General features: G+C 63.5%; 18 protein-coding genes. 11 read left to right on the forward strand and 7 right to left on the reverse strand.

What is annotated here, in order from left to right:
- The first annotated feature begins 96 nt into the window (after positions 1 to 96).
- Positions 97 to 1515 carry a helix-turn-helix domain-containing protein gene (locus tag MSIL_RS16085; protein ID WP_012592135.1) on the forward strand — a complete coding sequence of 473 codons (1419 nt, stop codon included), beginning with the start codon at positions 97 to 99 and terminating at the stop codon, positions 1513 to 1515.
- 100 nt (positions 1516 to 1615) lie between these two features.
- Complete coding sequence (locus tag MSIL_RS16090; protein WP_012592136.1) at positions 1616 to 2383, forward strand: fumarylacetoacetate hydrolase family protein; 768 nt, start codon at positions 1616 to 1618, stop codon at positions 2381 to 2383.
- Between the two features lie 25 nt (positions 2384 to 2408).
- Here the strand turns inward: MSIL_RS16090 and dinB are convergent, their stop codons facing one another.
- The 3 genes from dinB to MSIL_RS16105 all read right to left on the reverse strand — a co-directional run bounded on the left by dinB (position 2409) and on the right by MSIL_RS16105 (position 5137).
- Complete coding sequence (gene dinB, locus MSIL_RS16095) at positions 2409 to 3488, reverse strand: DNA polymerase IV (protein ID WP_012592137.1); 1080 nt, start codon at positions 3486 to 3488, stop codon at positions 2409 to 2411.
- 161 nt (positions 3489 to 3649) lie between these two features.
- On the reverse strand, positions 3650 to 4342 hold the full coding sequence (locus MSIL_RS16100) for a Crp/Fnr family transcriptional regulator (RefSeq protein ID WP_012592138.1): 693 nt from the start codon (positions 4340 to 4342) through the stop codon (positions 3650 to 3652).
- A 195-nt stretch (positions 4343 to 4537) separates the two neighbouring features.
- The gene (locus MSIL_RS16105) at positions 4538 to 5137 is read right to left on the reverse strand and encodes a hypothetical protein (RefSeq protein ID WP_012592139.1); all 600 of its coding nucleotides are present in this window, start codon (positions 5135 to 5137) and stop codon (positions 4538 to 4540) included.
- Positions 5138 to 5367: 230 nt separating this feature from the next.
- On the opposite strand from MSIL_RS16105, the gene MSIL_RS16110 reads away from it, so the two are divergent.
- The gene (locus MSIL_RS16110; protein ID WP_012592140.1) at positions 5368 to 7299 is read left to right on the forward strand and encodes a CHASE2 domain-containing protein; all 1932 of its coding nucleotides are present in this window, start codon (positions 5368 to 5370) and stop codon (positions 7297 to 7299) included.
- Here MSIL_RS16110 and MSIL_RS20335 read toward each other — a convergent pair.
- Positions 7286 to 7882: a FecR family protein gene (locus MSIL_RS20335; protein WP_049768194.1), complete on the reverse strand. Its 597-nt coding sequence runs from the start codon at positions 7880 to 7882 to the stop codon at positions 7286 to 7288. The genes MSIL_RS16110 and MSIL_RS20335 overlap by 14 nt on opposite strands.
- A 371-nt stretch (positions 7883 to 8253) precedes the next feature.
- On the opposite strand from MSIL_RS20335, the gene MSIL_RS16120 reads away from it, so the two are divergent.
- From MSIL_RS16120 to MSIL_RS16130, 3 genes are all read left to right on the forward strand, one after another.
- Positions 8254 to 8601 (forward strand): c-type cytochrome, encoded by a 348-nt coding sequence (locus tag MSIL_RS16120; protein WP_012592142.1) that lies wholly within the window; start codon positions 8254 to 8256, stop codon positions 8599 to 8601.
- A gap of 139 nt (positions 8602 to 8740) precedes the next feature.
- Positions 8741 to 9601 (forward strand): transglutaminase-like domain-containing protein, encoded by an 861-nt coding sequence (locus MSIL_RS16125; protein ID WP_012592143.1) that lies wholly within the window; start codon positions 8741 to 8743, stop codon positions 9599 to 9601.
- Between the two features lie 1272 nt (positions 9602 to 10873).
- Entirely contained in the window at positions 10874 to 11443 is a 570-nt protein-coding gene (locus tag MSIL_RS16130; protein WP_012592145.1) for a hypothetical protein, read from the forward strand.
- Between the two features lie 138 nt (positions 11444 to 11581).
- On the opposite strand, the gene MSIL_RS16135 is transcribed toward MSIL_RS16130, so the two are convergent.
- A complete protein-coding gene (locus MSIL_RS16135; RefSeq protein ID WP_012592146.1) occupies positions 11582 to 12829 on the reverse strand; it encodes a L,D-transpeptidase family protein in 1248 nt (415 codons plus the stop codon).
- Positions 12830 to 13165: 336 nt separating this feature from the next.
- Here MSIL_RS16135 and MSIL_RS16140 point away from each other — a divergent pair, with 336 nt between their 5' ends.
- Complete coding sequence (locus tag MSIL_RS16140; protein WP_012592147.1) at positions 13166 to 14542, forward strand: phospholipase D-like domain-containing protein; 1377 nt, start codon at positions 13166 to 13168, stop codon at positions 14540 to 14542.
- A gap of 50 nt (positions 14543 to 14592) precedes the next feature.
- Complete coding sequence (locus tag MSIL_RS16145) at positions 14593 to 15549, forward strand: D-2-hydroxyacid dehydrogenase (protein WP_012592148.1); 957 nt, start codon at positions 14593 to 14595, stop codon at positions 15547 to 15549.
- A gap of 25 nt (positions 15550 to 15574) precedes the next feature.
- Here the strand turns inward: MSIL_RS16145 and lon are convergent, their stop codons facing one another.
- Positions 15575 to 18007: an endopeptidase La gene (gene lon, locus MSIL_RS16150; protein WP_012592149.1), complete on the reverse strand. Its 2433-nt coding sequence runs from the start codon at positions 18005 to 18007 to the stop codon at positions 15575 to 15577.
- An 11-nt stretch (positions 18008 to 18018) separates the two neighbouring features.
- Positions 18019 to 18420, reverse strand: a complete 402-nt coding sequence (locus tag MSIL_RS16155) for an Hsp20/alpha crystallin family protein (RefSeq protein WP_012592150.1) — start codon at positions 18418 to 18420, stop codon at positions 18019 to 18021.
- A gap of 244 nt (positions 18421 to 18664) precedes the next feature.
- Between MSIL_RS16155 and MSIL_RS16160 the strand changes: the two genes are divergently transcribed.
- The 3 genes from MSIL_RS16160 (at position 18665) to MSIL_RS16170 (ending at position 22614) form a co-directional block, all read left to right on the forward strand.
- Positions 18665 to 20044, forward strand: a complete 1380-nt coding sequence (locus MSIL_RS16160) for a hypothetical protein (protein WP_012592151.1) — start codon at positions 18665 to 18667, stop codon at positions 20042 to 20044.
- Between the two features lie 266 nt (positions 20045 to 20310).
- The gene (locus MSIL_RS16165) at positions 20311 to 21069 is read left to right on the forward strand and encodes a DUF7007 domain-containing protein (RefSeq protein WP_012592152.1); all 759 of its coding nucleotides are present in this window, start codon (positions 20311 to 20313) and stop codon (positions 21067 to 21069) included.
- A 72-nt stretch (positions 21070 to 21141) separates the two neighbouring features.
- Positions 21142 to 22614, forward strand: coding sequence for an undecaprenyl-phosphate glucose phosphotransferase (locus MSIL_RS16170; protein ID WP_049768195.1), 1473 nt, complete (start codon positions 21142 to 21144; stop codon positions 22612 to 22614).
- The last annotated feature ends 1087 nt before the right edge of the window (positions 22615 to 23701 follow it).

Below are 23701 nucleotides of genomic sequence, written 5' to 3' on the forward strand. Positions count from 1 at the left end.
ATACTTTACAAAAAATGATTGTAATGATGTAAAGATTGTACATGGAGCGCGAGGCCAGCAAACGCAGAGCCTTCGAAACAGCGCGGAGCCTCTAAAATGCCCAATGTCCGCCCCGTCTTTATGGGGCCCCGCCTGCGCCGGCTGCGCCGGGATCTTGGCCTCACTCAGGCTAATATGGCTACGGATCTCGATATTTCAGCCTCTTATGTCGCCTTGCTGGAGCGCAATCAGCGCCCCTTGACCGCCGACATGCTGCTGCGCCTCGCCCGCACTTATAAGATCGACATGAGCGATCTCGCCGGAGACAGCGCCGCCGAATATACCGGCCGTCTTCAAACCGTCCTGAAAGATCCGATGTTCTCGGACATCGATCTGCCCCCGCTCGAAACCGAGGACGTCGCCACCAGCTACCCCGGCGTCACGGAAGCGCTGCTGCGGCTTTATTCGGCCTATAAGGAAGAACAGCTGGCGCTGGCCGATCGCGGCGCCGAGAGCCGTGGCGGCGCAGACCGGGGCGCGGATGCGCCGGACCCTGTCGCTGAAGCCAGGCGCTTTCTCGCTGCCCGCCGCAATAGTTTTCCGGGCCTCGACAACGCCGCCGAGCGCCTCGCCCAGACCGTGAGCGGACGCGCCGGCGTCATCGGCCATTTGCGCGCCCGGCACCATCTGGGCGTCCGGCGTCTGCCCTCCGAGGTCATGGTCGGTTCAACGCGGCGGCTCGACCGCCATCGCGACGAGATCCTGCTCGACGATTCGCTGGACGCGGCAAGCCAGACCTTCCAGCTGGCGCTTCAGTTGATCTATCTCGAAATGTCGGACGAGATCGACGCCGTGCTGCGGGAAGGCAGCTTCGCCACGCAAAGCGGCGAGCGCCTGACGCGGCGGGCGCTGGCGAGCTACGCCGCCGCCGCTTTGATCATGCCCTATTCCGCCTTCGCCAGGGCGGTCGAAGCGCGGCGCTACGATGTCGAGGCGCTGGCGCGCCAGTTCGGCGCTAGCTTCGAGCAGACCGCGCATCGGCTGACCACGTTGCAGAAGCCGGGGCAGGAGCGGGTGCCGTTCTTTTTTATCCGGGTCGATCCGGCCGGCAATGTGTCGAAGCGGCTGGACGGCGCCGGCTTTCCCTTTGCCCGCCATGGCGGCGCCTGCCCGCTCTGGTCGATCCACAATGTGTTCCGCACGCCGCGCCAGATCGTCACCCAATGGCTGGAATTGCCCGACGGTCAGCGGTTCTTCTCGATCGCCCGCACGGTGACGGCCGGGGGAGGCGCCTATGGCGCGCAGCGCGTCGAGCGCGCCATCGCGCTTGGCTGCGCCGCCGAACACGCCGGCCAGCTGATTTATACGCAGGACCAGCCGGACTTCAGCGCCGTTGCGGCGACGCCAATCGGCGTCACCTGCCGTCTCTGCCACCGCACCAATTGCACCGCGCGATCGGCGCCGCTGATCGGCCGGCAGGTGCTCCCCGACGATTACCGTCGCGCCAGCGCGCCTTTCGGCTTTTCGGACAGTTGACGCGCCGCTGTTCGGCGGCAAGCTGAACCGTGACGTGACAGCCGGCGTTTTCGTCACTATCGGTGATTTCGCGACGCGAAAATTTTATGGGGAGGCGCGAATGACGCTTTGGGCGCGGATCGACTATGGCGGCCAGGCCCGCATCGGCGTCGTCGAGGGAGACGCCATCTTTCTCCATGAGGGCGATCTGTTCGACAGCGGCGCGGCGACCGGCGAGATCGTGCCTGTGGCCGAGGCGCATTGGCTGACGCCGACCTCGCCAACCAAAATGGTGGCGCTGTGGAACAATTTTCACGCCGCGGCGGAAAAGAACGGTTGGGCGATTCCGGCCGAGCCGCTCTATTTCATCAAGACGCCCAACTCCTTCAACGCCCATGGCCAGCAGATCCGGGCGCCTGGCGCTTATGACGGCCGCGTCTTCTACGAGGGCGAACTCGGCGTCGTCATCGGAAAGACGTGCACGGCTGTCCCTGTTGAGTCCGCCGGCGAATATATTTTTGGCTACACCTGCGTCAACGACGTCACTGCGCTGGAGCTGCTGCAACGCGACCCGTCCTTTCCGCAATGGACCCGGGCCAAGAACTTCGACACCTTTGGCGTGTTTGGCCCTGTAGTGGCGACCGGGCTCGATCCGATGGCCTTGAGGGTCCGCACATTGGTCAATGGACGCGAGCGGCAGAACTATGGATTAGATGATGCGATCTTTGCGCCGGCGGAGCTGGTCAGCCGCATCTCGCATGACATGACTCTGGAGGCGGGGGACATCATCGCCTGCGGCACGTCGCTTGGCGTGTTGCCGATGAAATCCGGGACCACGATCGAGGTTGCGATCGACGGCGTCGGCGTGTTGCGCAATCAATATGTGTAAACGCTACACGGATCGATCGCGCCGCCTACAAGCCGAGGCTCAATTGGAGCGTCTCGCTCTCCTGCGCGAAATCCAGCGAGGACAATGACACGCCGAGAAGCCGGACGCCCTTGTCGCAGGGAAACAGCGGGGCGAGGAGATCGAGGCTTTGGCGTTCGAGCTCGGCGCGCGTCGCAAACGGCGTCATGCCGGTCCGGCTCCGGGTGATCTGCTGAAAATCGGCATATTTGACTTTGAGGGTCAGCGTGCGGCCATGCGCGCCCGCGGTCTCGCAATGGCGCCAGACCTTGTCGACGATCGGTTCCATCGCCTCGCGCGCCGCTTCAAAGGTGAAGAGATCGGCGAAAAATGTGTTTTCGGCGCCGACGGATTTCCGAATGCGATGGGCGCGAACCGGCCTTTCGTCGACGCCGCGCGCGACGCCATAATAATAGGGTCCGGCTTTGCCGAATTGCTGTTGCATGAAGGCCAGAGACTGCGCCTTCAAATCGAACCCGGTCTCGATCCCAAGCCGCTTCATCTTGGCCGCGGTCGCCGGACCGACGCCATGAAATTTTCGCACCGGCAACGGCTCGACAAAGGCGGGCCCCATCTTCGGCGTGATCACAAACAATCCGTCGGGCTTGCGATGATCCGAGGCGAGCTTGGCCAGAAACTTGTTGTAGGAGACGCCGGCGGACGCTGTGAGATTCGTCCGCTCGCGGATTTTCGCGCGGATCTGCTGCGCGATCTCGGTCGCCGACAGGGCGCCATTCAGAGTTTCGCTCACATCGAGATAGGCTTCATCGAGCGATAGGGGCTCGATGATCGGCGTATATTCGGCGAAGATCGCGCGCATCTCGTCCGAGACCGCGCGGTAGACGTCGAAACGCGGCTTGACGAAAATCAGCTCGGGACATTTCCGTCGCGCCGTGACCGAGGGCATCGCCGAGCGCACGCCGAATGCGCGCGCCTCATAGCTTGCCGCGGCGACGACGCCCCGTTGGCTCGAACCGCCGACGGCGACCGGCTTGCCGCGAAGCTCCGGATTGTCGCGCTGTTCGACCGATGCGAAAAAGGCGTCCATGTCGATATGGATGATCTTGCGTCGCTGTGCGGGCTCCATGATCAGATCCTGAATCGGCAGGCCGGCCGCCATTTTAGATGATGAGCCGGCCCGATCAACCGGGAGCCGGCGGCCGAGCCTTTTGCGAGCTATGGCCGAACGGAGCGTTCGACCCCGCAAAATCGACTGTCGAATCCACTTTGATCGGGTGACTCGGAGTTTCAGGCGTCGGCGGTTTCCGCGATTCTGCTCAAAACTTGCAGACGGCAGACAAGCGTCTTGCCGCACCGCCGGATCGCGCCATGCTCCTCAAGAACGCCAAAGGCGACGTTCACTTTCGGCCGGCTGGCGCCGATCAATCCGCCGATCTCGGACTGCGTGATCTGCAGCGTCAGCTGCATTTCGCCGCAAACCGGTCCGCCGGCGGTCAAGAGACGCAGGAGAAGCCGCGCCAGCCGCGCCTCGACCCGTTGCAAGGCCAGCGTCTCCAATTGCTCGCTTGTGTCGCGCAGGCGCCCGCAGAGAAACTGGATAACGCCCATCGCCATCGGGGGGCGGCTTATCAACAATTGGTTCAAGTCGGCGCGGCCGAGCGCGAAGGCTTCCGAAGCGCAAAGAGCGGTCACGTCGGCGCTGCGGCGGCGATTGTCGAGGACGCCGATCTCGCCGATCGTGTCGCCGGGGACGGCGATCCGGAATGCAAGCTCGCGTCCTTCGACCGAACAGACCGAAATGCGCAGCTGGCCAGCGGTCACCAGCAACACTTCGTCCGCCGGGTCGTTGCGTTGAAAAACGAGCCGCCCGGCGTCAAAGCGCCGTCGGCGCAGCAAGGGCGCGAGCGCGGCGCTGTCGGCGGCGTCGAGAAGACCGAACAGGGAAAAACGCGCCGTGTCGGGTGGAGGCGGCGGAACCATGATGGCTCTCAAACTGAGACGGGCGCCTCGACCCTTGCCGTCACGCGGATCGCAGGACGGTGGAAGGCGGAAATTATAGCAAAACCTTCATCACTCGCTAGAGCCTCTGCATCGCGCCGAAGCTCTGGCGACAATTGCTTCTTGAACAATGGCAAGCGGCCGGACGCAAAGACGCTCCGGCCGCTGTCGCCGCCTTTATTTGAGTTGGAACAAGGGGCCCTTGGCGACCGGGAAGGCGTCTGTGTTCAGAACCTGAATCCCAGCCTTGTGGACGCCGTTGAACGGAGTGACGGCGTCGGAGCAATTGGCCTTTTTGGCGTCTTGCGGCGAATTGAACCACAGGCCGAGATGATAGGTGTGGATCGGCGCGGTCTTGACTCCCACCGTCGCGTCGGGGAAGGGAGGCGTCAAATGCACCTGCGGCGGCGGCGTCACGGCCCCGGGCGAGACAATGAAGGTCTCGACATTGAAGCGACCGACGAAATTGCCGACGCCGACGCCTTTGTCGTCGGTGACGATGTCGCCGACATACCAGGCTAATCCGAATGGCGCGTTCGGGACCTGAATTGTGAACAGGTCGAAATCCGTGTTCGGCGGCAGGCCGCGAACGAGAACTTCAAGATTTTCGAAATCGCCAAAGCTGTGGTCGATGACGGTGGCGCGCGCATTTTTCAGGCAGGTCGCGGCGCCCGGCGAGGGCTCCATGGTGAAGGTGATTGTCTGCGACGCCGGGGCGGCGACGGCAGGAGTGAGCAATGCAAGCGCCGCGGCGGCGGCAAATCCAAGGGTTTTCATATCAGGTCTCCAGTGTTGGGTATCGAGGCCCTGATCATCCCTCGCCCTGGTCCGCGCCGCTGTTCCCCCGGGAACAGGTCTGAAAATTCACCATTCTCTGCTGTTCGCGCGCTCTCAAATCGAACTAATCGCCGGGCTTTATCTGTTTGCGTTGGCCTGGCGCGCTCGCGTCGGCGTCATAAAATTCCGACGCGCCCAATCGGCGATGCTATTCAGCAGACATGAAGCGCATGTCGTTCGCCTCCGCCGCGCAGATCGCCGGCGCCGTCGTCCTCCTCGCCGTCGGGGCGCTTTGGGCGATCGACGTCGGCGGCGTCCGGAGCGTCCTGCGCGAAAACGCGCTTGATCTGGAGCTGCCCTTTTCGGATGCGACGCCGGGTCAACCCCTTGTGGTCATCGACATCGACAGCGACGCGTTGCGCCGATACGGCCCCTGGCCATGGAGCCGCGCGCTGCTTGCCCGCCTTGTCGACGCGCTGTCCGGCGCCGGGCCGACCGTCATTGGGCTCGACATGCTGCTGGACGGCGAGGACAGGTTATCGCCGGCGGCCGTCGCCCGGCGTCTCGCCGCTGAGACAGGCCGCGCCGACCTTGCCGCGATCGCGCGCGAGCTCGACGATGGCGACGCCGAACTCGAGCGGGCGCTTACGCTTGCGCCCTCCGTGCTGGGCGCTGTCTTGTCGCAGGAGCCGGGAGCGCCCTACCGGGGCGGGGCGCCCGTTCTGGCGCGCGGCGCGCCGCGTCTGCCGGACATCTGGCGCGCCACGGCGATGATCGGTCCGATGCCGGCGCTGGCCGCCGCCGCCGCCGGCGTCGGGCTCATCGTCTTCGAAAATGATCCAGACGGCGTCGCGCGCCGCACGCCACTGCTGGCGCTCGCCGGCGGCTCGCTCGCGCCCGGCTTCGCCGTCGAGGCCACGCGGGTCGTGCGCGAAGCGTCGACATTGATCATCGAAGCTGCGCCGATGCGCCTGCAGATAGGCGATCGCGCCGTCGCGCTGGGGCCGGACGCCAGCCTGCGCTTTCGCGCATCGCCGCCGGAGGTCTGGAAGCGGCGCACGCTGTCGGCCGTCGATATTCTGGATCGGCGCTTTGACGCCGAGCGGATTCGAAACGCGATCGTTCTTGTCGGCAGCAGCGCGCCGGAAGTCGGTATTCTCCGCCGCACCGCCGAGGCCGAAGCCGCGCCGGCCGTGCAGATCGAGGCCGACGCAATCACGACGCTGATGTCGGGAGCGATTGCGACGAGGCCCTCCATTCTCGCGCCGATCGAGACGACCGGCGCGGCATTGCTCGGGCTGCTTGCGATCGCCGCCGGAGCCTGGCTCCGGCCGATGCGCGGGCTCGCCGTGGTCGCTGGATTGCTCGCATGCTGGATCGGCCTCGCCGCAGCGCTCCTGCACTGGGGGAATCTGGCGATGGATCCGGCGGGTCCGCCGGCCTTGGCGGCGCTGCTCTTTACAGTTTCCGCTCTGGCCGGCGCCATCCGAACGGAGCGCCGCGAACGGCGCCTGCGCGGCCGATTTGAACAGCATCTCGCCCCCGCCATCGTCGCGCGCATCGTCGCCAGCCCCGACGCCTTGCGCCTTGAGGGCGAAACGCGCGAAGTGACGGCGATTTTCACCGACATCGAGGGCTTTACGGCCATGTCGGAGCGAGCGGCGCCGCGCGATCTGATCGCCCTTCTCGACGCCTATTTCCAGATGCTCGCCGACATCATCGTCGAACATGGCGGCATGGTCGACAAGATCGTCGGCGACGCGATACACGCGCTATTCAATGCGCCGCTCGATCTGCCCGATCATCCGCAGCGGGCCGTCGCATGCGCGGTCGCGCTCAGCAAAGCCTGCGCGGCGTTTCGGATCCGCCCGGAGGCGCGAGCGCTCGGTCTTGGCCGCACGCGGATCGGGCTTGAGACGGGTCCCGTGATCATTGGCGACGTCGGCGGCAAGCGTAAACTTGACTATACGGCGCATGGAATGGCGATCAACACGGCGGCCCGGCTTGAAGCGGCGAATAAGGAGCTCGGAACGACGATCTGTATCGGTCCGATCGCCGCCGCGCGGCTCGCGCCCGGAACCGTGCGTTCGATCGGCCGGCTGAAGATTCGCGGCCGCAGCGAAGAGATCGAGGTGTTTGAGCCGGCGCCTAGTAAGTGCTGAGCATCGCGTCATTGGCGCGTTCGAAAGGCCAGCGCCGCATCGCCGAAGGCTTGTCGCCGGGCCGCTTGACGTCGGTTCCTTCGCCGGCGGTCAGCCGCAGCGTCACGCCGCCCGCGGTAAAATCGACGATTCCGCGCTCGACGAAGACGCCGAATGTCCCATTGCTCGGCCCCGCGAAAAATCGCGTTCCGCGCACGGCGATAAGGCCGAATGGAGAGCGCAGGCGCAGGTCGATCGGGCCCGCTTTTTCATCATGGTCGACGACCACCGGCCCGGAATCGAAGGTCAGTTCGCCGCCGGCATTGGCGAGAAACTTGTCGACGCGCAGCCGCGTATTTGAGCCGAGACGCACGCGCGTCGCGCTGCCGAGCAGCATGACGAGCCGCGCCGTCGCGCTGGTGCTGACAAGATCGCCGACAAAAATATCGGCGCCGGCTGTGAGCGGACGCGTTGCGCCGCGAATCTGCGCATTGGCCTCGCCGACGGAAGTTTCAACGAGGCCGACCGAACCGGCGGCGAAAGCGGCCGAGGCGCAAGCGCTTGCGCAGGCGAGCCCTCCCAAAAAGCTGCGGCGATCCGCCAAAAGCGATGCGGAAGATCGTTGCGACGGGCGCGTTGAGAGGGTCTTCACCGCAAAAACCTATCGAACGCGGTATTAGGCGTCAATAGATCCGCCCGATTCGCCGGGGCATGACGATCCGGCGTCGTCCCGGCGCCGATCAATCCTCATGAAGGTCCGCCAAGATGCCGAAATGGCCTCCGCGAAAAGTTAGGATATAAGCGAGGGCGTCGCGGCCTTCTTTGGTGTTGCGGCCGAAGGCGCGATTTCACCGGGCGCAAGGCTGGCCACAGCTTAAACCGCGATTGCCTTGATCGCGCTCAAGCTTACGCCGGTCCGAGCCGCCTATCGTCCTTCGCCGTAAATCTCAAAGCCGCTAATTGGAGGAAATCTCAATGCTCGTTTCTATGCCGCCATCGCGCCTTGGGCGCAGCGCTGTCGCCGGCTTTGCACTCCTGATGGCGGTCTGCGGCGCGCCGATTCCTCCGGCCTTTGCGGCGGATGCGGCGAAGGGCGAGATCATCGCCAAGCGCTGGTGCGCGACCTGCCATGTGACCGCGCCCGACCAGACGACGTCGAACACGGAGGCGCCAAGCTTCGCCTCGATCGCCGCGCGGACGACTTCGCCGAACTCACTCAAGGCGTTCCTTGCCGATCCGCACCCAAGAATGCCAAATATGAGTCTGACCACGGACGAGATCGCCGACATCGTCGCCTATCTGATGAGTCAGCGCCAGCCGTGAGGCCCCGTTTGGCGCGCGTCGGAACCGTCAGCCTTCATCCTTCTAAAAATCTTTGCATCGAAATGCGACCGTAGGCGTTGCCATTTCGGTTCGGCGTTCACGCCGGCGGCCCTGCGATTGCCAGGAGGGGGAGAGACGAATGAAGCTGAGGCTCGGATGCGAGCTGGCCTATAAGGTCCTCGCGGAGACGGTGTTTATCTTCAACGTCGAGGTCGCTTTTCTGCAGCGGCATCTGAATCTCAAGGATCAGCTGCTGTTCAACCCGCCTCTTCCGTACCGGACTTATCAAGTCCCGGATCTCAGGAATCGCTATACGCAGATCGTCGCGCCCGTCGGCGATCTTCATCTGTCCTATTCGGCCGAGGTCGAACTCGACATCTGCCGCGTCGACCCGGCAGGCGTGCATGAAATGCCGGTCAAGAATCTGCCCCTCGACATTCTGCCCTATCTGCTGCCAAGCCGCTTTGTGCCGTCCGATGAACTGGCGACCTTTGCGATGCGGGAATTCGGCGCCTTTCCGCATGGCCACCTCCGCGTCGAGATGATCTGCGGCTGGATCTACAACAACATTGAATATCGTCGCGGCAGCAGCGACGCCAAAACGACGGCGACCGAAGTGCTCATCCAGCGCGCTGGCGTCTGCCGCGATTTCGCCCATCTTGGCATCTCGTTTTGCCGGGCCCTTGGCATTCCCGCGCGCTACGTGACCTGTTACGCTTACGGTCTTTCGCCGTCCGATTTCCACGCCGTGTTCGAGGCCTATCTCGATGGCCACTGGTGGCTGTTCGACGGCACAAGGCAAGCCGCGCTCGACGGCCTCGTGCGCATCGGCATCGGCCGCGACGCCGCCGAAGTCGCTTTCGCGACGCCGTTCGGGCTGATTGAGCCTGGCCCGATCAAAATCTGGATCGAGAGGACCGATGGGATGATGGAAACCGGTCCGCGAACGACGGACGCCATCCGCACCGAAGAGGACGCCCCTCATGCCGGCGCCGGGTGACGTTTTGCCGCGCCGTCCAGTGAGGGCCACCGCCGGAGGAGACCGGCGGCCAGCGGCGGACTTGGCTTTTGCACAGACGCCCTGCGTCGATCTGACGCTGATGGCGCCGGATCCGCTGCGAGGGCAGACGGGCGCCTCGTCGGCTACAGAAACGCGCTTCAGCTTCTGCATGCCGGTCGGCTAAGAGCGGGAACCTCAAGTCGGCCCAGCGTCCGAAATAGTTTGAATTAATTGCGTTTTACAATCTGGATTGAGTCAATTCAAAATCATCGCGATCTGGCTAGTGATGCGTTTCATTTGCCGAAACGAACGTCCGCGAACCCCATGACTTGACGAAGTCAGCGGTCTCCAGAAGCTGCGTTTGCAGTTCCTTGAGCGCAAATAAGTCGAGACATTCGGCTGATCCTGGAGCGATCAGGCCTGCATCATAAAGATACTGTAGTCGATCCATCTTTATGGAGAGTTTCCTCAAGATAAATGGAGGAACTGTCATCGCTGCGGGCCTTGTCAATAATCGTCTCCTGTGGGGAGGTTGAAAATCTCCCGCAATAATATATGTTCTCGTGTTGACTTTTCTATAGTTAATCAAAACGCTAAAATAAGCAACAGGAAATTATATAGACATAGGTCTGCTGCAATATTGACGAATATGGACATTCAATAGTTAGAATAATTCGTCGCTTACTCCGGAGCTGTATCGAAAGCGGGGTCTTGAAAAGCTTGGAGCGCCTTGTCCGTAAGGGGTTTAGTAGATCTCTGGCGGCGCGGGAAGGGCGCAGCTTTGCCGGCGCTACATCCCGCCGCTTGATTCAATCTGGATCACAATATTCCAGCGGAACGAACTCACGCGCGCGATTGGCAGGGGGTGAGCTTCCGATCAAATCGGAGTGACGCGCAAAAGGGAGCGCCATCAGGAGTAGCTACACAAGGTTGTAATTTTCATCTATGGCAAGCATTTATTGTCAATACCAGCTAAGCGCTATATAATAACCTCATGCGAAGGCCACTGATCCGCCGTTTTGTCGACTTATGTTCACACGAAGCTCAATGAATGCGGGGGGCGTCGCCTGCGATCTGTTCTGCAACTCAAATCTGTCCCCATCGTTCAGCAACAATCCGCGGTGGCGCCTCGCTGGAAAGCAAGACGGCCAGCAGAAGCTAAAACGATGCATTCACCTTTCGTCGTGATAGTCTAGGCCGTGCGCCAATCTTTAGAATGGGTCTATCTCCGTGCAAATCTGGCATTTATTGTTTTCCGATGCTGGGAGCGGCTTGATCTATCTAGCGATCCTGGCGGGATCGATCGGCGTCGGATCGTATCTATACTATCGTCGAAGCGGCCCCCTTCGCGCCGATGGCGAGAAGCCGCTGACCCTGTTCCCAGATAAATTGACCATGAACGTGGAGGGCGGCAGCCATGTTCGGTCCTTGACTTTCTATGGGGTCAACGCGTCCGCAAAGCATGTGCAGATCAAATGCGCGATCATCACATCGGCGCTCACGGAAACTTCCCTTCCCCTCGAAATAGAAACGCGGCCCGTCGTCGGCGATCCTGTTGCGTCAGCCTCGTCGAAGCTGGTTTCCGCCTCCTGGGCAGGGGCGGCCAGCTCGCCCATTCCTCCGGGCGCCCGGATTGTGCTGATCGCCAAGTTTAATGCGCCTCTGGGGCTGACATTCGAAGACTTCATCGATGCGTGGGGCCAATTCATGCTCGATATCGAAGATGAGTCACATCGATACGAACTGGCTTTCACCGAGAAGCATCTCGCTGTCTTCCTATCAGGAGCGAGAAGACTGGAAGCAATAACGAAGGTGGCGGCAAGTCATAAATCAATGTCGTAACGATCGCGAACAGTCTCTCTCGCTTTGTTGCAACGCTCTTCGGAATGAATCGAGTTCAAAATCAAAAATGCCGTCGATTCTAAAAAACTGGCGCGGCAATGCAGGCGGAAAACCGAGCCGCTGCGTTTTCTTCTCCCGCTAAAACCACGCGTCGGGTAAAATCGGCATCGCTCCCGCGATAATTGTTTGCGGCGGCATCGGCAGCGATAATTTGTAGGATAGAAGCATCGGCATCAAAGTGATCGGCTCCGTCGTGCGGATCGCGATCACGCGCCCTGCCGAGAAAACGATTCGAGCCTCCGGCGGCGGGCTTGCCGGTTTTTGCGCGTCCGCCGATTTTGACGCGGCCTGACCGCGCAGCACCATATCCGGGCAGCCGCCCTTGCGGGCGCAAAGGCCCCGGGCGGGCGTCAAAACCTCGTCGATTCCGGCATAGGCCAGCGTTTCCGGACGGCTGACCATGCCCAGATCGGCGCCTTTGCGCAGCAGCGCCGTGAAATAAGGATTCTGTCCTCCGTCGGAATAGACGGTGCGGACCGCGGCGCTGCCGAGGCCGATATAGGAGGCGATCCGCTCCTGTTCGCGCGTGCGGCGATCGAGGGCGAGCGCCTCATTCGCCGGATCGCTTGAGGGCGCGAAGACATAGCGGCCGTTGACGACGCCGACGCCGAGCTCTTCGCCCGTCGCCTCGAAACGGTCAAAACCCTCCTTCAACTGGCGCCAGAAGCCGATGTTGGGATCGGCGCGATAGCGCGCCAAGTTCTGCGCCGTCATTTTGAACGGATAGGCCTGGAACTGGAAGGCGTTCTGTCCGCCGCGCAGCGCCTCGCGCGCGAGAGCGAAAATCTCGGCGACGCCCTTGTCGGTCATGGCGTAGCAACCGGCCGAAGAGCAGGTGCCATGCACCATCAGCGCCGATCCAGAGGCGCCATGCGCCTTGTCATAGGCGTTGGGAAAGCCCGTATCGAAGGATAGATAATAGGCCGAATTGGGATTCATCTGCCGCGGTCCGACCGAATAAAACCCTTCGGGCGACTGGCGGTCGCCCTGGGCGACCTTCGGGCCGAGCTTGCCCGACCAGCGGCAGATCGGAAAGCTCTTTAAGAATACATAGCGCCCGCTGCGATTGCGCTTCCAGACCTCGATCTCCGATTCTTTCTTGAAGGCCCGCATCAGGATTGGCGCATCCGGCGTTGTGTCGCGCGCCTCCATCAGCGCGAGGGTCGCGGCCGGAATGGGCTGTTCGCTCTTGGGGGACGCCCCGGCGGGCGGGGCGGCAAAAAGTAGCGCAGCCAATAGGAGCAAGACCCGAACAGCGGCGGGGAGGGCGCCGAGCGGCGGCGCGCTCAGAGCCGCAAGGTACTTCGTTCCGAGGCGCGATTGCATCCGATAACCCGCCGCTTTTCCATCCCGCGCCGCTGCGCCCGCCAATCGAAAACTTGGTTCATCTTTGCGGCGGCAATGCGGACAACCGGAGGCCGCAAACCGATGAAATCTAGCCGCCCCATGGTTAATCGTCCGATAACGGGCCGGCCCTAGGCTGTCCTCTCGCGCCATCCCGCGGATCGCGAGAAAACAGCGAATTTCACTGCCGGCGCCCTTCCGCGCCGGCCCGAATCCCTCGACAATCGCAGCGCGTCAGGCGGGCGGCCGCGACCGGCGCTCTTGCGGGCAAGCGGGCGTCCGTGGTCAAAGGCGCAAAGTTCGGGTTTGGCGGGTCGCATGCTTGGTTCAGTAATCGCGTCGCATCTGGCGATGATCGTCGGGGTCGTCATGACCATCGTCATCGTGCCGAAGCTGGCGCGGCAGCGGCGCTCGGCGGCGAGCACCACCGCCTGGCTGATGGCCGTCCTGCTGATTCCCTGGGTCGGCATTCCGGCCTATCTCCTGTTCGGCGGCCGCAAGCTCGGCGCCGCTCTGATGCTGAAGCCGCCGCTCGCGACTGCCGCGCCCGCCGTCAGGCTTCCGCCGGGCGAGGCTGGAGCGAACCTTCTGCTGCAGAGCTACGGACTTCCGCCGGCACGGGGGGGCAACAAATTCGCGCTCTGCGCCGACGGCGTCGAAATCTATCGAAATTTCATCGAGGTGATCGAGAGCGCCAATCGGCGCGTCCATATGGCGAGCTTCATCCTCCACACTGACAGGGTCGGGACAGCCGTCATCGAGGCGCTCGCGCAGCGCGCGCGCTGCGGCGTCGAGGTGAAGCTGCTGCTCGACGGCTTTGGCTCCTTCTCGACCTCGAAGCGGGCGCTCGATCCGCTCCTGCGCGCCGGCGGCGAGGCGGTGTTTTTTCTGCCTGTCGGTTTGAAGACCTTCACGCGCACCAATCTGCGCAATCATCGCAAGATGCTTATCGCCGACGATTCTCGCGCGATCGCGGGAGGGGCGAATGTGGCGACGGCCTATATGGGGCCGGAGCCCGACCCGAAGCGCTGGCGCGATCTCTCCTTTCTGATCGAGGGGCCGGCCGTGCGCGACTATGCGTCGATTTTCGCCGCCGACTGGCGCTTTGTCACCGGCCGCGCCGTCGATCCGCCGCCCCATCCCGCCGCCGCCGCGGGCGAGGCGGTGGTGCAGATCGCGGCCTCGGGCCCTGACGTGCCGGGCGATCCGGTCTATGCGGCGATCGTCTCCGCCGCTTTCTCCGCGCGCTGGCGGCTGTGGATCGTCACCCCCTATTTCATCCCGCCAGACGGTCTGGCCGGCGCGCTCGCGCTCGCCGCGCATCGAGGCGTCGACGTCCGGATCTACGTGCCGGACCCGTCGAACCATTTCATCGCCGATCTGGCGCGCGGCCAGCCGCTGCGAGATGCGGCGGCGGCGGGCGTCAGCGTCATCCGCTTTGTCGGCGGCATGGTGCACGCCAAGATTCTGGTCGTCGACGACGGGCTCGCCATGGTCGGCTCGGTCAATATCGATCCGCGCAGCCTGTTTTTGAATTTCGAGGCGAACGCTGTCGTCTATGGCCGCGCGGAGGTGCTGGCGGTCGCCACCTGGATCGAGATGCTGGGCGACGAGACGAGAAAAGGCGTCGCGCCGGTCTCGGCCTTCCGCGACGCGATTGAGGGATTCGCCCGCACGCTCGATCCGCTGCTGTAAGGGCGAGCCGGCGCCGCGCGAGGCCACATCTTCGGAGCAAGGAGCTATCGATGAAAATGATCCTTGAGGGGAAACCCTTTCAGGACGAATTGCAGGCTGTCGCAGCCCGCCACAACGTCCAGTTGGTCGTGGCCAACAGCCTCGCGGAATTTATTCGGGAGCTACCGGACGCCGATGCGCTGTGGACCGACCCCACTGTTTATGACGCCGACCGTGCCGAAGCGCTCAAGCGCAACGCCGGGCCGCTCAAATGGATTCAATTGAAGAGCGTGGGGTTTGACGCGATCGAGCGTTTCGGCGCGCCGGAGGGAGTCGTCGTCGCCAACGCGGGGGACGCCTATGCGCCCTTCGTCGCCGAACATGCGCTCGCCTTGCTGCTGGCGCTGTTTCGCCGCTTGCCCGACGCCCTTGCGCGCGGCGCCCGACATGAATGGGATCAGGCGATCGGCTCGCAGATGAGATTGCTCGACGAGGCTACGGTGACGATTTTCGGTTTTGGCCAGATCGGCCGGCAGATCGCCGCGAGGCTGCGCCCTTTCGGATCGCGCATCATCGCGGTCGATCGGGCGGGAAGGCCCGAGCCGCTCGCCGACGAAATGCTCTCCGACGAAAGACTTGTCGAAGCGCTAAAAATCAGCGACGCGCTCATTGTTGCTGCGCCTTTGACGCAGAGCACGCGCCGTACGATTGGCGCTATGGAACTCGCTGCGCTGCCGCCTCACGCCGTGGTCGTGAATATCGCCCGCGGCGAGATCATCGATTCGAACGCCCTTTTCGACGCGCTGGAACGGGGCGTCATCGCCGGCGCCGGCCTCGACGTTACAGATCCAGAGCCGCTGCCGTCCGATAATCCGCTATGGGCGCGCGCCAACGTCATCATCACGCCGCATGTCGCCGCGATGGGCGGTGCGCTTCCTTCGCGCCGGCTCGCGGCGATCATCGAGCGCAACCTCGTTCACTTCATGAAGGGCGAGGAGCTGGAGCATCGCGTTTCGGCGAAGGACTGACGCCGACGCAGTCCCCTGCCGGCGGTCAGTTCGGCGCGGGAGTCGCCGCCATCCCCTCGAACGCCGCCGCCATCGCGTCGTCGACTTTTTCCAGCCAGACGAATTCAAGTTTTTCGCGCGTGTCCTGCGGGATTTCGTCGTAGTCGCGCCGGTTGCGCGCCGGCAGCAGCACGCGCGTTAAACCCGCGCGGGCCGCGGCGACGACCTTCTCCTTGATGCCGCCGACCGGCAGCACGAGGCCGCGCAGGCTGATCTCGCCGGTCATCGCCGTATCGTTGCGCACGAGTCTACCGGTCAAGATCGACACCAGCGCGATGAACATGGCGACGCCGGCGCTCGGGCCGTCCTTTGGCGTCGCGCCGGCCGGCACATGCACATGAATGTCGGTCTTGTCGAACGACTCGGGATCAACGCCGAGCTCTGCGGCGCGGCTCTTGATGAGGCTCAAGGCTGCCTGCACGCTTTCGCGCATCACTTCGCCAAGCTGGCCGGTCAGGGTCAGCTTGCCGTGGCCGGGCGCTCGCGTCGCTTCGATGAACAGAATGTCGCCGCCGACGGGAGTCCAGGCCAGGCCCGTCGCAACGCCCGGCACGCTGAGGCGCATCGCGACCTCGTCCTCGAAACGCTGCTGCCCCAACAGCTCGGTCAGCTCCGCGCGGGAGACATGCACATGGCTCGCCGAGCCGTCGGCGATGCGCACGGCGACATGGCGCAGCACACGGCCGATTTCGCGCTCGAGATTGCGCACGCCGGCCTCCCGCGTATAGCCGCGGATGATTTCGATCAGCGCATCGTCGTCGATTTCGACCTGGTCGGGCTTAAGGCCATTGGCCTCGAGCTGGCGCCGCACGAGATAGCGGCGCGCGATCTCGAGTTTTTCGCGGTCTGTATAGCCGGTGAGGGCGATGATCTCCATGCGGTCGCGCAGCGGCCCCGGCACCGTGTCGAGCATGTTGGCGGTGGCGATGAACACGACGCGGGAGAGGTCGAACGGGACGGCGAGATAATTGTCGCGGAAGGTTGAATTCTGTTCCGGATCGAGGACTTCGAGCATGGCCGAGCCGGGGTCGCCATGGGCGCTTGCGCCCATCTTGTCGATCTCGTCGAGCATCATGACGCAATTGCGCGCGCCGGCTTTGCGGATCGCCTGAATGATATTGCCGGGAAGCGCGCCGACATAGGTGCGGCGATGGCCGCGGATCTCGGCCTCGTCATGAACGCCGCCGAGGCTGACCCGCACGAATTTGCGGCCCATCGCGCGCGCGATCGACTGGCCGAGCGAGGTCTTGCCGACGCCGGGCGGCCCGACGAAGCAAAGGATCGGCGCCTTGCCCTGTGGCGCAAGCTTGCGCACGGCGAGATATTCGACGATGCGCTGCTTGATCTTGTCGAGCCCGAAATGGTCGGCGTCGAGGATGCGGCGCGCCTCCGCGATGTCGATCGGCGCTTCCTCCGGCAGGCTCCATGGCAGTTCGATCAGCCAGTCGATATAGGTGCGGATCATGCCATATTCGGCAGAGGCGTCGGGCATGCGCTCAAGCCGGCGCAATTCTTTTCGCGCGGCTTCTTCAACCTCCGCCGGCATCTTCGCCTTGGCGATCGCTTCGGTGAGTTCGGCGATCTCCTGCGCCTTGCCGTCGCCTTCGCCGAGCTGGCGCTGGATCGAGGCCATCTGTTCGCGCAGCAGCATCTCGCGCTGGCGCTCGTCGAGGCTCGCCTTGGTCTGGCGGCCGATCTCCTGCGACAGGCGCAGCACCTCGATGCGCTGGGCGAGCAGCTTGGCCACCATATCCATGCGCGCCCGCAGATCGATGGTCTCAAGAATATCCTGCTTCTGCGCCGGGCTCGCGTCCATATAGGCGGCGACGAGGTCGGTCAAAGCGCCGGGCGAGGGCGCGCTGTTGACGGCGGCGATCAGTTCCGGCGGCGTCTGCGGCAGCAGCTGCAGCGCCTCCGACGCCTGCCCCTGAAGATGAACGAAGCGCGCTTCGATGTCGGGCGAGCGCTCGTCCGGCTCCTCGATGCGCTTGACGCGCGCGGCGAGGTAGGGGCGCTCGCGCAAAAACTCCTCGACATGGAAGCGCTGCTCGCCCTGGCAGATCAGATGATGGCCGCCATCCTGCGCGGTGATGTAGCGCAAAATATTGGCGACGACGCCGAAGCGATGCATGTTGAGCGGACTTGCCTCCTCCGCGCCGGACTCGCGCTGCATCAAAATTCCGACCGACCGCTGCTGCCGCACGGCTTCCTGCGCCGCGGCGATCGCGGCGGGGCCGTTCAAGACGACAGGCATGACGATGCCCGGAAACAGCACGAAGCCGCGAACCGGCACGATGATCAGCGCGTCCTTCGCCGGATCGAGCGTCTCGCCGGCGCCGGCGGAGCCCGGCGCCGCCGTGGCGGCGGCGTCGGCGGAAAAAACGGCGCGCCCTTTGCGCGTCGGCGCGAAGCTTTCCATGCGATCCTCTATCAGATGATTTTGCGTAGCACGATGGCGAGGCAGCCGTTCTGCATCGAAGGCTGCCTGACTTCATAGCGCCCTGGCGGCAGCGGCACTGTTCGTTCGAAGCGCCCCTGCGGCAGTTCCAGCCGGTGAATTTCGGCCGTCCGGAACTCCGGCGGCAACAGGCGTTCGCCCGCGATCACCAATGCGCCATTCTCGATCGTCACCCTTATGTCTTTCGGATCGACGCCGGGCAGCGCCGCGAGCGCAAGCACTTCGCGCTCCGTCTCGACGAGATCGACCGGCGGCTCCCAATTCGGCCGGCGGCTTTGGCTGGACGCCAGCTGAAACAGTTGGCGGTGCAGGCGGTCGGCCCGGGTGAGAACGTCGACCGCGTCGGACCACATCCATGCCCGCGCGTCCTTCATGCGAAATCCTCCATCGGCGCGGCCGAGGAGAGCGGCCCGCCTTCGCCTTGCATGAGGACGTATTACGCCGCGCGCGCCTTTGGCGCAAACCAAGCGGCGGCGGGGCCATGGCGGGAGCCCTGCGGTGCCCGGGCCGCGGCCGCCAGAAATCGTCGATCGCGGCGTTTTCATGCGCTTTCGGCGCGCGCGCTGGTGTGGTCCAATGCGGCAATCCTGCCGGCCGTTAAGGGAGCCGCCGCACCTCATGACGCCGCTTCGCTCCCTCATCTTGTTTTTTTTCATCGCGGCGACGGCTTTCGCAGCCGTCGCCGCTTCTGCGCCCAAACCGTGGCGGGGCGCACTATATGGCGCGGCTGCGTATATTCCCGACCTCAACAAGCCGGCGCGCGCGGCTTTCATCATCAACACGACCCCGGCGGCGGCGACAAACGAGGATTCCGACTGGCTCGCCCTTGCGGCGCAATTCAATGCGCTCGTCCTGTCGATTCCGATCGATTACACGAAGCCCGACGCCGGCGCGCAAAGAATCCTCGACACGCTTGCGGCCGGATCGCGCCTGTTCGTCGATCATCCGGAGATGAAAAATCTCGGCGTTGTGCTGTTTGGCTTTTCGGCGGGCTCGGCCGGCGCCGCGCGCGCGGCCTCAAGCCCGCTTTTGTCCAATCCCGATCCGGACAAACCGCCGCAGCGCGTCCTGGCGGTGATCAATCTCGACGAGATCGACGGGGGGGCCTATGAGGCGCCGATGTCGACGCCGCAATTGCTTTTGTCGGATGCAGGCGATCAGTTCGGCGGACTCCTGACCCCGGTCGAATCGTCAAATCCGCCGATTTCGCACGACGCCTATGTGCGCAAACGCGCGAATGGCGGGGCGCCGATCACCGTGGTCAATGAGCCGGGCCATTTTCACGGCGGCGCGCGCTATCGCTACCGCAACAGGGTCGACTACGGCTTCATGCGGATCTGGCTCGAGGAGGTTTTCAAAGCGCGGCTGCCGCCGGAGCCGCCGGTCGCCGCGCCGGCGCTCGCGCCAAATTGGCGCGGCCATTCGGGCTGGCTTGGCGCCTACGACGTCGCGACGAACACCGCGAGCTTGCCATGGGGTGATGATGAGCGCATGGTCAATGTCGAGATAGCGCCGCGCGCGGATTACTCGGGCGATCGTCCGTTCATCTGGCTGCCGAGCGAGCGCGCTGCAAAAATCTGGCGAACCTATGCGGTCGAGGGCGTTTTGCCGCCGCGCGAGCCAGACCGGCCCTTGACGGCGACCGATGCTTTCCTTCGCCCCGGCGACGACGTCAAGAACGGCAAGCACGACATGCGTCTTCCGCCTTTTTCCGAGCCAGCGCGCGGGGCGGCCCCGATCGAGCGGCTTCGGTGCGATCTCGCGCCCGCCGGGACGGGGGCGGTCCTGATCGCATTCGACCGCGCCATTGTCTCGGGCGAGGCGAGCGTCGAAGGCGTCGCCAAATCCGACGGGCCGCCACAAGTCTGGTCGAATGTCATGATTGTCCCGCTGAAGGCGGGGGTCGGCGCGGGGTCGCTCAAAATCGCTTTGAGCCATATCCCGCCAAAAGACGGTGGCGCGCCGATCGATTTCACGCTTGCCGCAGCCTGTCAGTAACATTTTGAATTTGCAGCAATTTTTTGTCGCCCGAATGTGCGTTCGGTCGGAAAGCGCTTCGGGGCGCGTCGCCCCTGCCATCCGAAACGCTCCCGGCAATCGCATTAAATTCGAGCGAGGCGAGAAAGCTGCGCTTAGGCGGCGCCGATTTATGCTTCGGCGGCGTTAAGCATGGGCGCGCTCCGGCCGATTAAGCGGGGCCGCCCTTTTTTAACGCGCGAAGAATTGGCATTGGCGCCGCCTGACAGGCGACGCGGAGATTTGCGATGAGTCATATTACATTGGATCCAGGTGATCTGTTCGCCGTTCCGGCGTCAAGCCCCAGGGACATGCGCGGCCCGAGAGTGGGTCCGCAACCCTCGCTGTGGGATAAATTGCTGCGCCGGCCCGCGCCGGCGCCGTCAGCTTCCCCCTGGGGGACGATCACCGAGGCCCATGAGATCGCGCCGGGCGTCATGTGGTTTCGCGCCAACGCGCGGAGCGGCTACAGGCTGTCGCCCCGCCGGCAGAAGGCGCTGCCGCGGTCGATGCGGACCGTAGACGGCTGGTATGAAGACACCACCGAATGGGCCGCCGTCGCAGTCGTTTTCGCAAACATCTTTGACGAGATGCCTGCGGGCGGCGAGGCGAGCGGCCGCTCTCTCTATGAACTTGGCAAAGAAACCCTCAAGCACTGGAGGCCGGAAGCCTTTGAGGGCTGGTTCGAAACCAGCCTTGACATGGATGAGATCTGGTCCTTGCCGGTCATGCGGTTTCACCGGCTGCACGCGGATCGCTGGATGGCGCTCGGCTCCTTCCATGCGTCATACGGCTATGTGATCGAGGCCGGCGGTCCGCGCCCTCATGTGCGCGCCAAACGCGGCGGCGATCCGCCTTATGGCGCGGTCACAGGTTTGCCGCGCGCGGAAATCCGCCGCTTCGCCGTCGAGGTCGGCGAACTTCATCAGGGACGCGGCAAACCCTTTCTGATCGATCCCGACCGCCACGCGGAAATCGCCATTGAGGAAGACGCGGTTTTGGCGTGATCCGCGCGCGCCGCCTGGCTCTTTGCCGGAAGCTGCGCTCCAAAAATTGAACCACACGTCAAGCGTCACCTCATGTCTGGAACCGATCAATTCATGGCCAGTCTCGCCTCGCATATCACGCAGACAAGGGACGCCCCGACGATCTCGGCGCCGGTCTTCACCGGGCTGGTACGGACGCTCGACGTGTTGCTTTTCCTCGTCGCCGCGGCGATTGCGGACACCTGGCTTGGCGGCGTCTTTGAGACGCAATTGCAGGGGCCGCTGATGCTGGCGGCCATCATCGGCGCCGGCGCGGGAAGCATGGTTCTCACATCCGAGGGCGTCTACGCCATCGAGCGCCTGCGCCGGCTCAGATTGCAACTCTGGCCGATTGTGAAGGCGGGGACCCTTGCCGGGGCGGCGGCGATCATCGGCATCTTTTTCGTCGGCGCGGAGACGCAGGCGCCGCGCGCCTTTCCCTTCGTTTTCGCTTTTGCAGCGCTGCTGCTGCTGGCCGGGAGCCGCGTCGGCCTCGCCATGCTGATGACGCGCTGGACTCTCGCCGGCCGCTTTCGTCGGCGGATAGCCGTCGTCGCGGTCAGCGAGTTCAGCCGCGAGTTCATTGAGCGGCTGCGGGCGGAGCCGGATGATTTTGAGATTGCGGGCGTCTATGACGATCGTCTACGCTCCGGCCGCGTGCCCGGCGTTCACGCCAATGTCGTCGTGCGTGGCTCCGTCGCCGATCTCGTCCGCGACAGCCGGGCGGAGCGAATCGACGTGATCGCCGTCGCTTTGCCGCTCGGCGCGGCGCAGCGGATCGCCGATGTCCTGGAGCAATTGAGCAGCACGGTCGCCGACGTCTGCCTGACGGCAGATCTCGCCGGCCTTGCCTACCACGGACATCAGTTCGGCGCCGTCGGCGCCAATCCGGTGATCGCCATCGGCGAAAACCCGATGAAGGACTGGAGCGCCGCCAAGAAGATGTGCTTCGACTATGCGGCGGGGATTATTGCGCTCGTCATTTTATCGCCGCTGCTCGCCGTTCTCGCTCTTGCCGTCAAGCTGGACAGCCGCGGGCCGATCTTGTTCCGGCAGCCGCGTCTTGGCTTCAACAACCGCATGTTCGTCTGTTACAAATTCAGAACAATGTATGCAGATATGACGGATGTCATGGCCGACAAGCAGACGACCCGCGACGATCCGCGCATCACCCGCGTCGGGCGATGGATGCGCAAGCTTAGTCTCGATGAATTGCCGCAGCTGCTCAATGTGTTGAACGGCACCATGTCGCTTGTCGGACCGCGGCCGCACGCGCCGAACACAAAGGCGGCCGACCGACTTTTCGCCGATGTGGTGCAGAAATACGCCCTGCGGCATCGGGTCAAGCCCGGCATCACGGGCTGGGCGCAGGTCAATGGCTGGCGCGGCGAGACGGCGACCGTGGAGCAGGTCGAAAATCGCGTGCGATGCGACCTTTTTTATATCGACAATTGGTCGGTGGTGTTCGATCTCAAAATCGCCGTCATGACTGTTTTAAGGGAAATCCGCAGCCAGAATGCGTTTTGACGGTGTATGCCGCCGACGTTAGGTCGGCGGGGCCGGCGCGAGTCGCGCCGCGGCCTCGACCCGCCAGCGGATGGTGAGCGCCTGCGTGGACGCCGCGCCTTCATCTGCTGGAATCAGGAGAACGAGCGGGCGCTGGACGAAAGCCGCAGGGGCCCTTGCTTTCGTCTGGGCGGCGTTCGGCGATGCATCAAAACGAAAATTTGAAGATCCCGCATTCAGGGCGCGGGCGCTCACCGGGAACTGCGCCTGCGCGCGGCCCCTTGCATTGTCCAGCGGTTGGCGCTGACGTTCGAAACGAATGGTTGCTCTCATCGGAATCTGCTCCGTATCGTTTCATCTCCGCGCCGATCAGCGCGGCGGCGACATCTCGACCCTGGCGCTTTCTCCGAATTTTTTATGTTGGATCCCCACGCCGGCATAAAGAAGGCCGCTCATGATGGCGACGACGGCGCCGAAGGCGGCCAGCCAGGCGCAGGCTTCGCGCCAGCATAGAATGCTCGCAAAAGAAGGCCCTGCGATTATTTGTGCGCGCTGATTCATGCTTTGCACTCCAAAAGCCGTCTTCGTCGACTTACAGGCCATATATTTTGCAGATCAGCCAAAATAAATGCAAAACAAACAAGATTGTATTCAGTAATTAGATAAAAAAATTCCTGCGCATCTGCTGGAAAATGCGCAGGAACGAGAACATCGGGAGGTATTAAAAGCGATTTGCGAGCATATTTGTTCCAGCACTCGCGATCAAAAAATCCAGTAATCGCCTGCATCGACGCCAGTGATCATTTCGAAATCAAGAGAACCGGCAGACGACTCGGGCGGCGTCGCAACCCTTGAAGTCGCCTATCGATCTTCTTTCATTCTTATGACCGGTCGACGTCGAAGTCTTTGTGCGAAATCTCACCTGACGAGACCGGGCGCTCCCGCAGGACGAGACAATCGCCGATCAACAGAACCTCGGCGAGCGTAACCCTTGCCGTTCACGCCCCGCTTGCGTATGCAGAGAGGCGTGTCATTGTTTCTATTGATCGAGGACCAGCAGGCCATTCGCCGCCCCGCAGGGCTCGCTTGACGGCGACAATTCAGATCG

Source organism: Methylocella silvestris BL2 (genome assembly GCF_000021745.1).
GTDB classification, from domain to species: Bacteria; Pseudomonadota; Alphaproteobacteria; order Rhizobiales; family Beijerinckiaceae; genus Methylocapsa; species Methylocapsa silvestris.

What these genes read in the sequence shown, in the direction of transcription:
- lon (WP_012592149.1), bottom strand. Translation starts at nt 18,007, where the DNA reads ATGGAAAGCTTCGCGCCGACGCGCAAAGGGCGCGCCGTTTTTTCCGCC.
- MSIL_RS16100 (WP_012592138.1), bottom strand. Translation starts at nt 4,342, where the DNA reads ATGGTTCCGCCGCCTCCACCCGACACGGCGCGTTTTTCCCTGTTCGGT.
- MSIL_RS16135 (WP_012592146.1), bottom strand. Translation starts at nt 12,829, where the DNA reads ATGCAATCGCGCCTCGGAACGAAGTACCTTGCGGCTCTGAGCGCGCCG.
- MSIL_RS16085 (WP_012592135.1), top strand. Translation starts at nt 97, where the DNA reads ATGCCCAATGTCCGCCCCGTCTTTATGGGGCCCCGCCTGCGCCGGCTG.
- MSIL_RS16165 (WP_012592152.1), top strand. Translation starts at nt 20,311, where the DNA reads ATGAGTCATATTACATTGGATCCAGGTGATCTGTTCGCCGTTCCGGCG.
- MSIL_RS16090 (WP_012592136.1), top strand. Translation starts at nt 1,616, where the DNA reads ATGACGCTTTGGGCGCGGATCGACTATGGCGGCCAGGCCCGCATCGGC.
- MSIL_RS16170 (WP_049768195.1), top strand. Translation starts at nt 21,142, where the DNA reads ATGTCTGGAACCGATCAATTCATGGCCAGTCTCGCCTCGCATATCACG.
- MSIL_RS16160 (WP_012592151.1), top strand. Translation starts at nt 18,665, where the DNA reads ATGACGCCGCTTCGCTCCCTCATCTTGTTTTTTTTCATCGCGGCGACG.
- dinB (WP_012592137.1), bottom strand. Translation starts at nt 3,488, where the DNA reads ATGGAGCCCGCACAGCGACGCAAGATCATCCATATCGACATGGACGCC.
- MSIL_RS16145 (WP_012592148.1), top strand. Translation starts at nt 14,593, where the DNA reads ATGAAAATGATCCTTGAGGGGAAACCCTTTCAGGACGAATTGCAGGCT.
- MSIL_RS16120 (WP_012592142.1), top strand. Translation starts at nt 8,254, where the DNA reads ATGCTCGTTTCTATGCCGCCATCGCGCCTTGGGCGCAGCGCTGTCGCC.
- MSIL_RS16125 (WP_012592143.1), top strand. Translation starts at nt 8,741, where the DNA reads ATGAAGCTGAGGCTCGGATGCGAGCTGGCCTATAAGGTCCTCGCGGAG.
- MSIL_RS16155 (WP_012592150.1), bottom strand. Translation starts at nt 18,420, where the DNA reads ATGAAGGACGCGCGGGCATGGATGTGGTCCGACGCGGTCGACGTTCTC.
- MSIL_RS16140 (WP_012592147.1), top strand. Translation starts at nt 13,166, where the DNA reads ATGCTTGGTTCAGTAATCGCGTCGCATCTGGCGATGATCGTCGGGGTC.
- MSIL_RS16105 (WP_012592139.1), bottom strand. Translation starts at nt 5,137, where the DNA reads ATGAAAACCCTTGGATTTGCCGCCGCCGCGGCGCTTGCATTGCTCACT.
- MSIL_RS16110 (WP_012592140.1), top strand. Translation starts at nt 5,368, where the DNA reads ATGTCGTTCGCCTCCGCCGCGCAGATCGCCGGCGCCGTCGTCCTCCTC.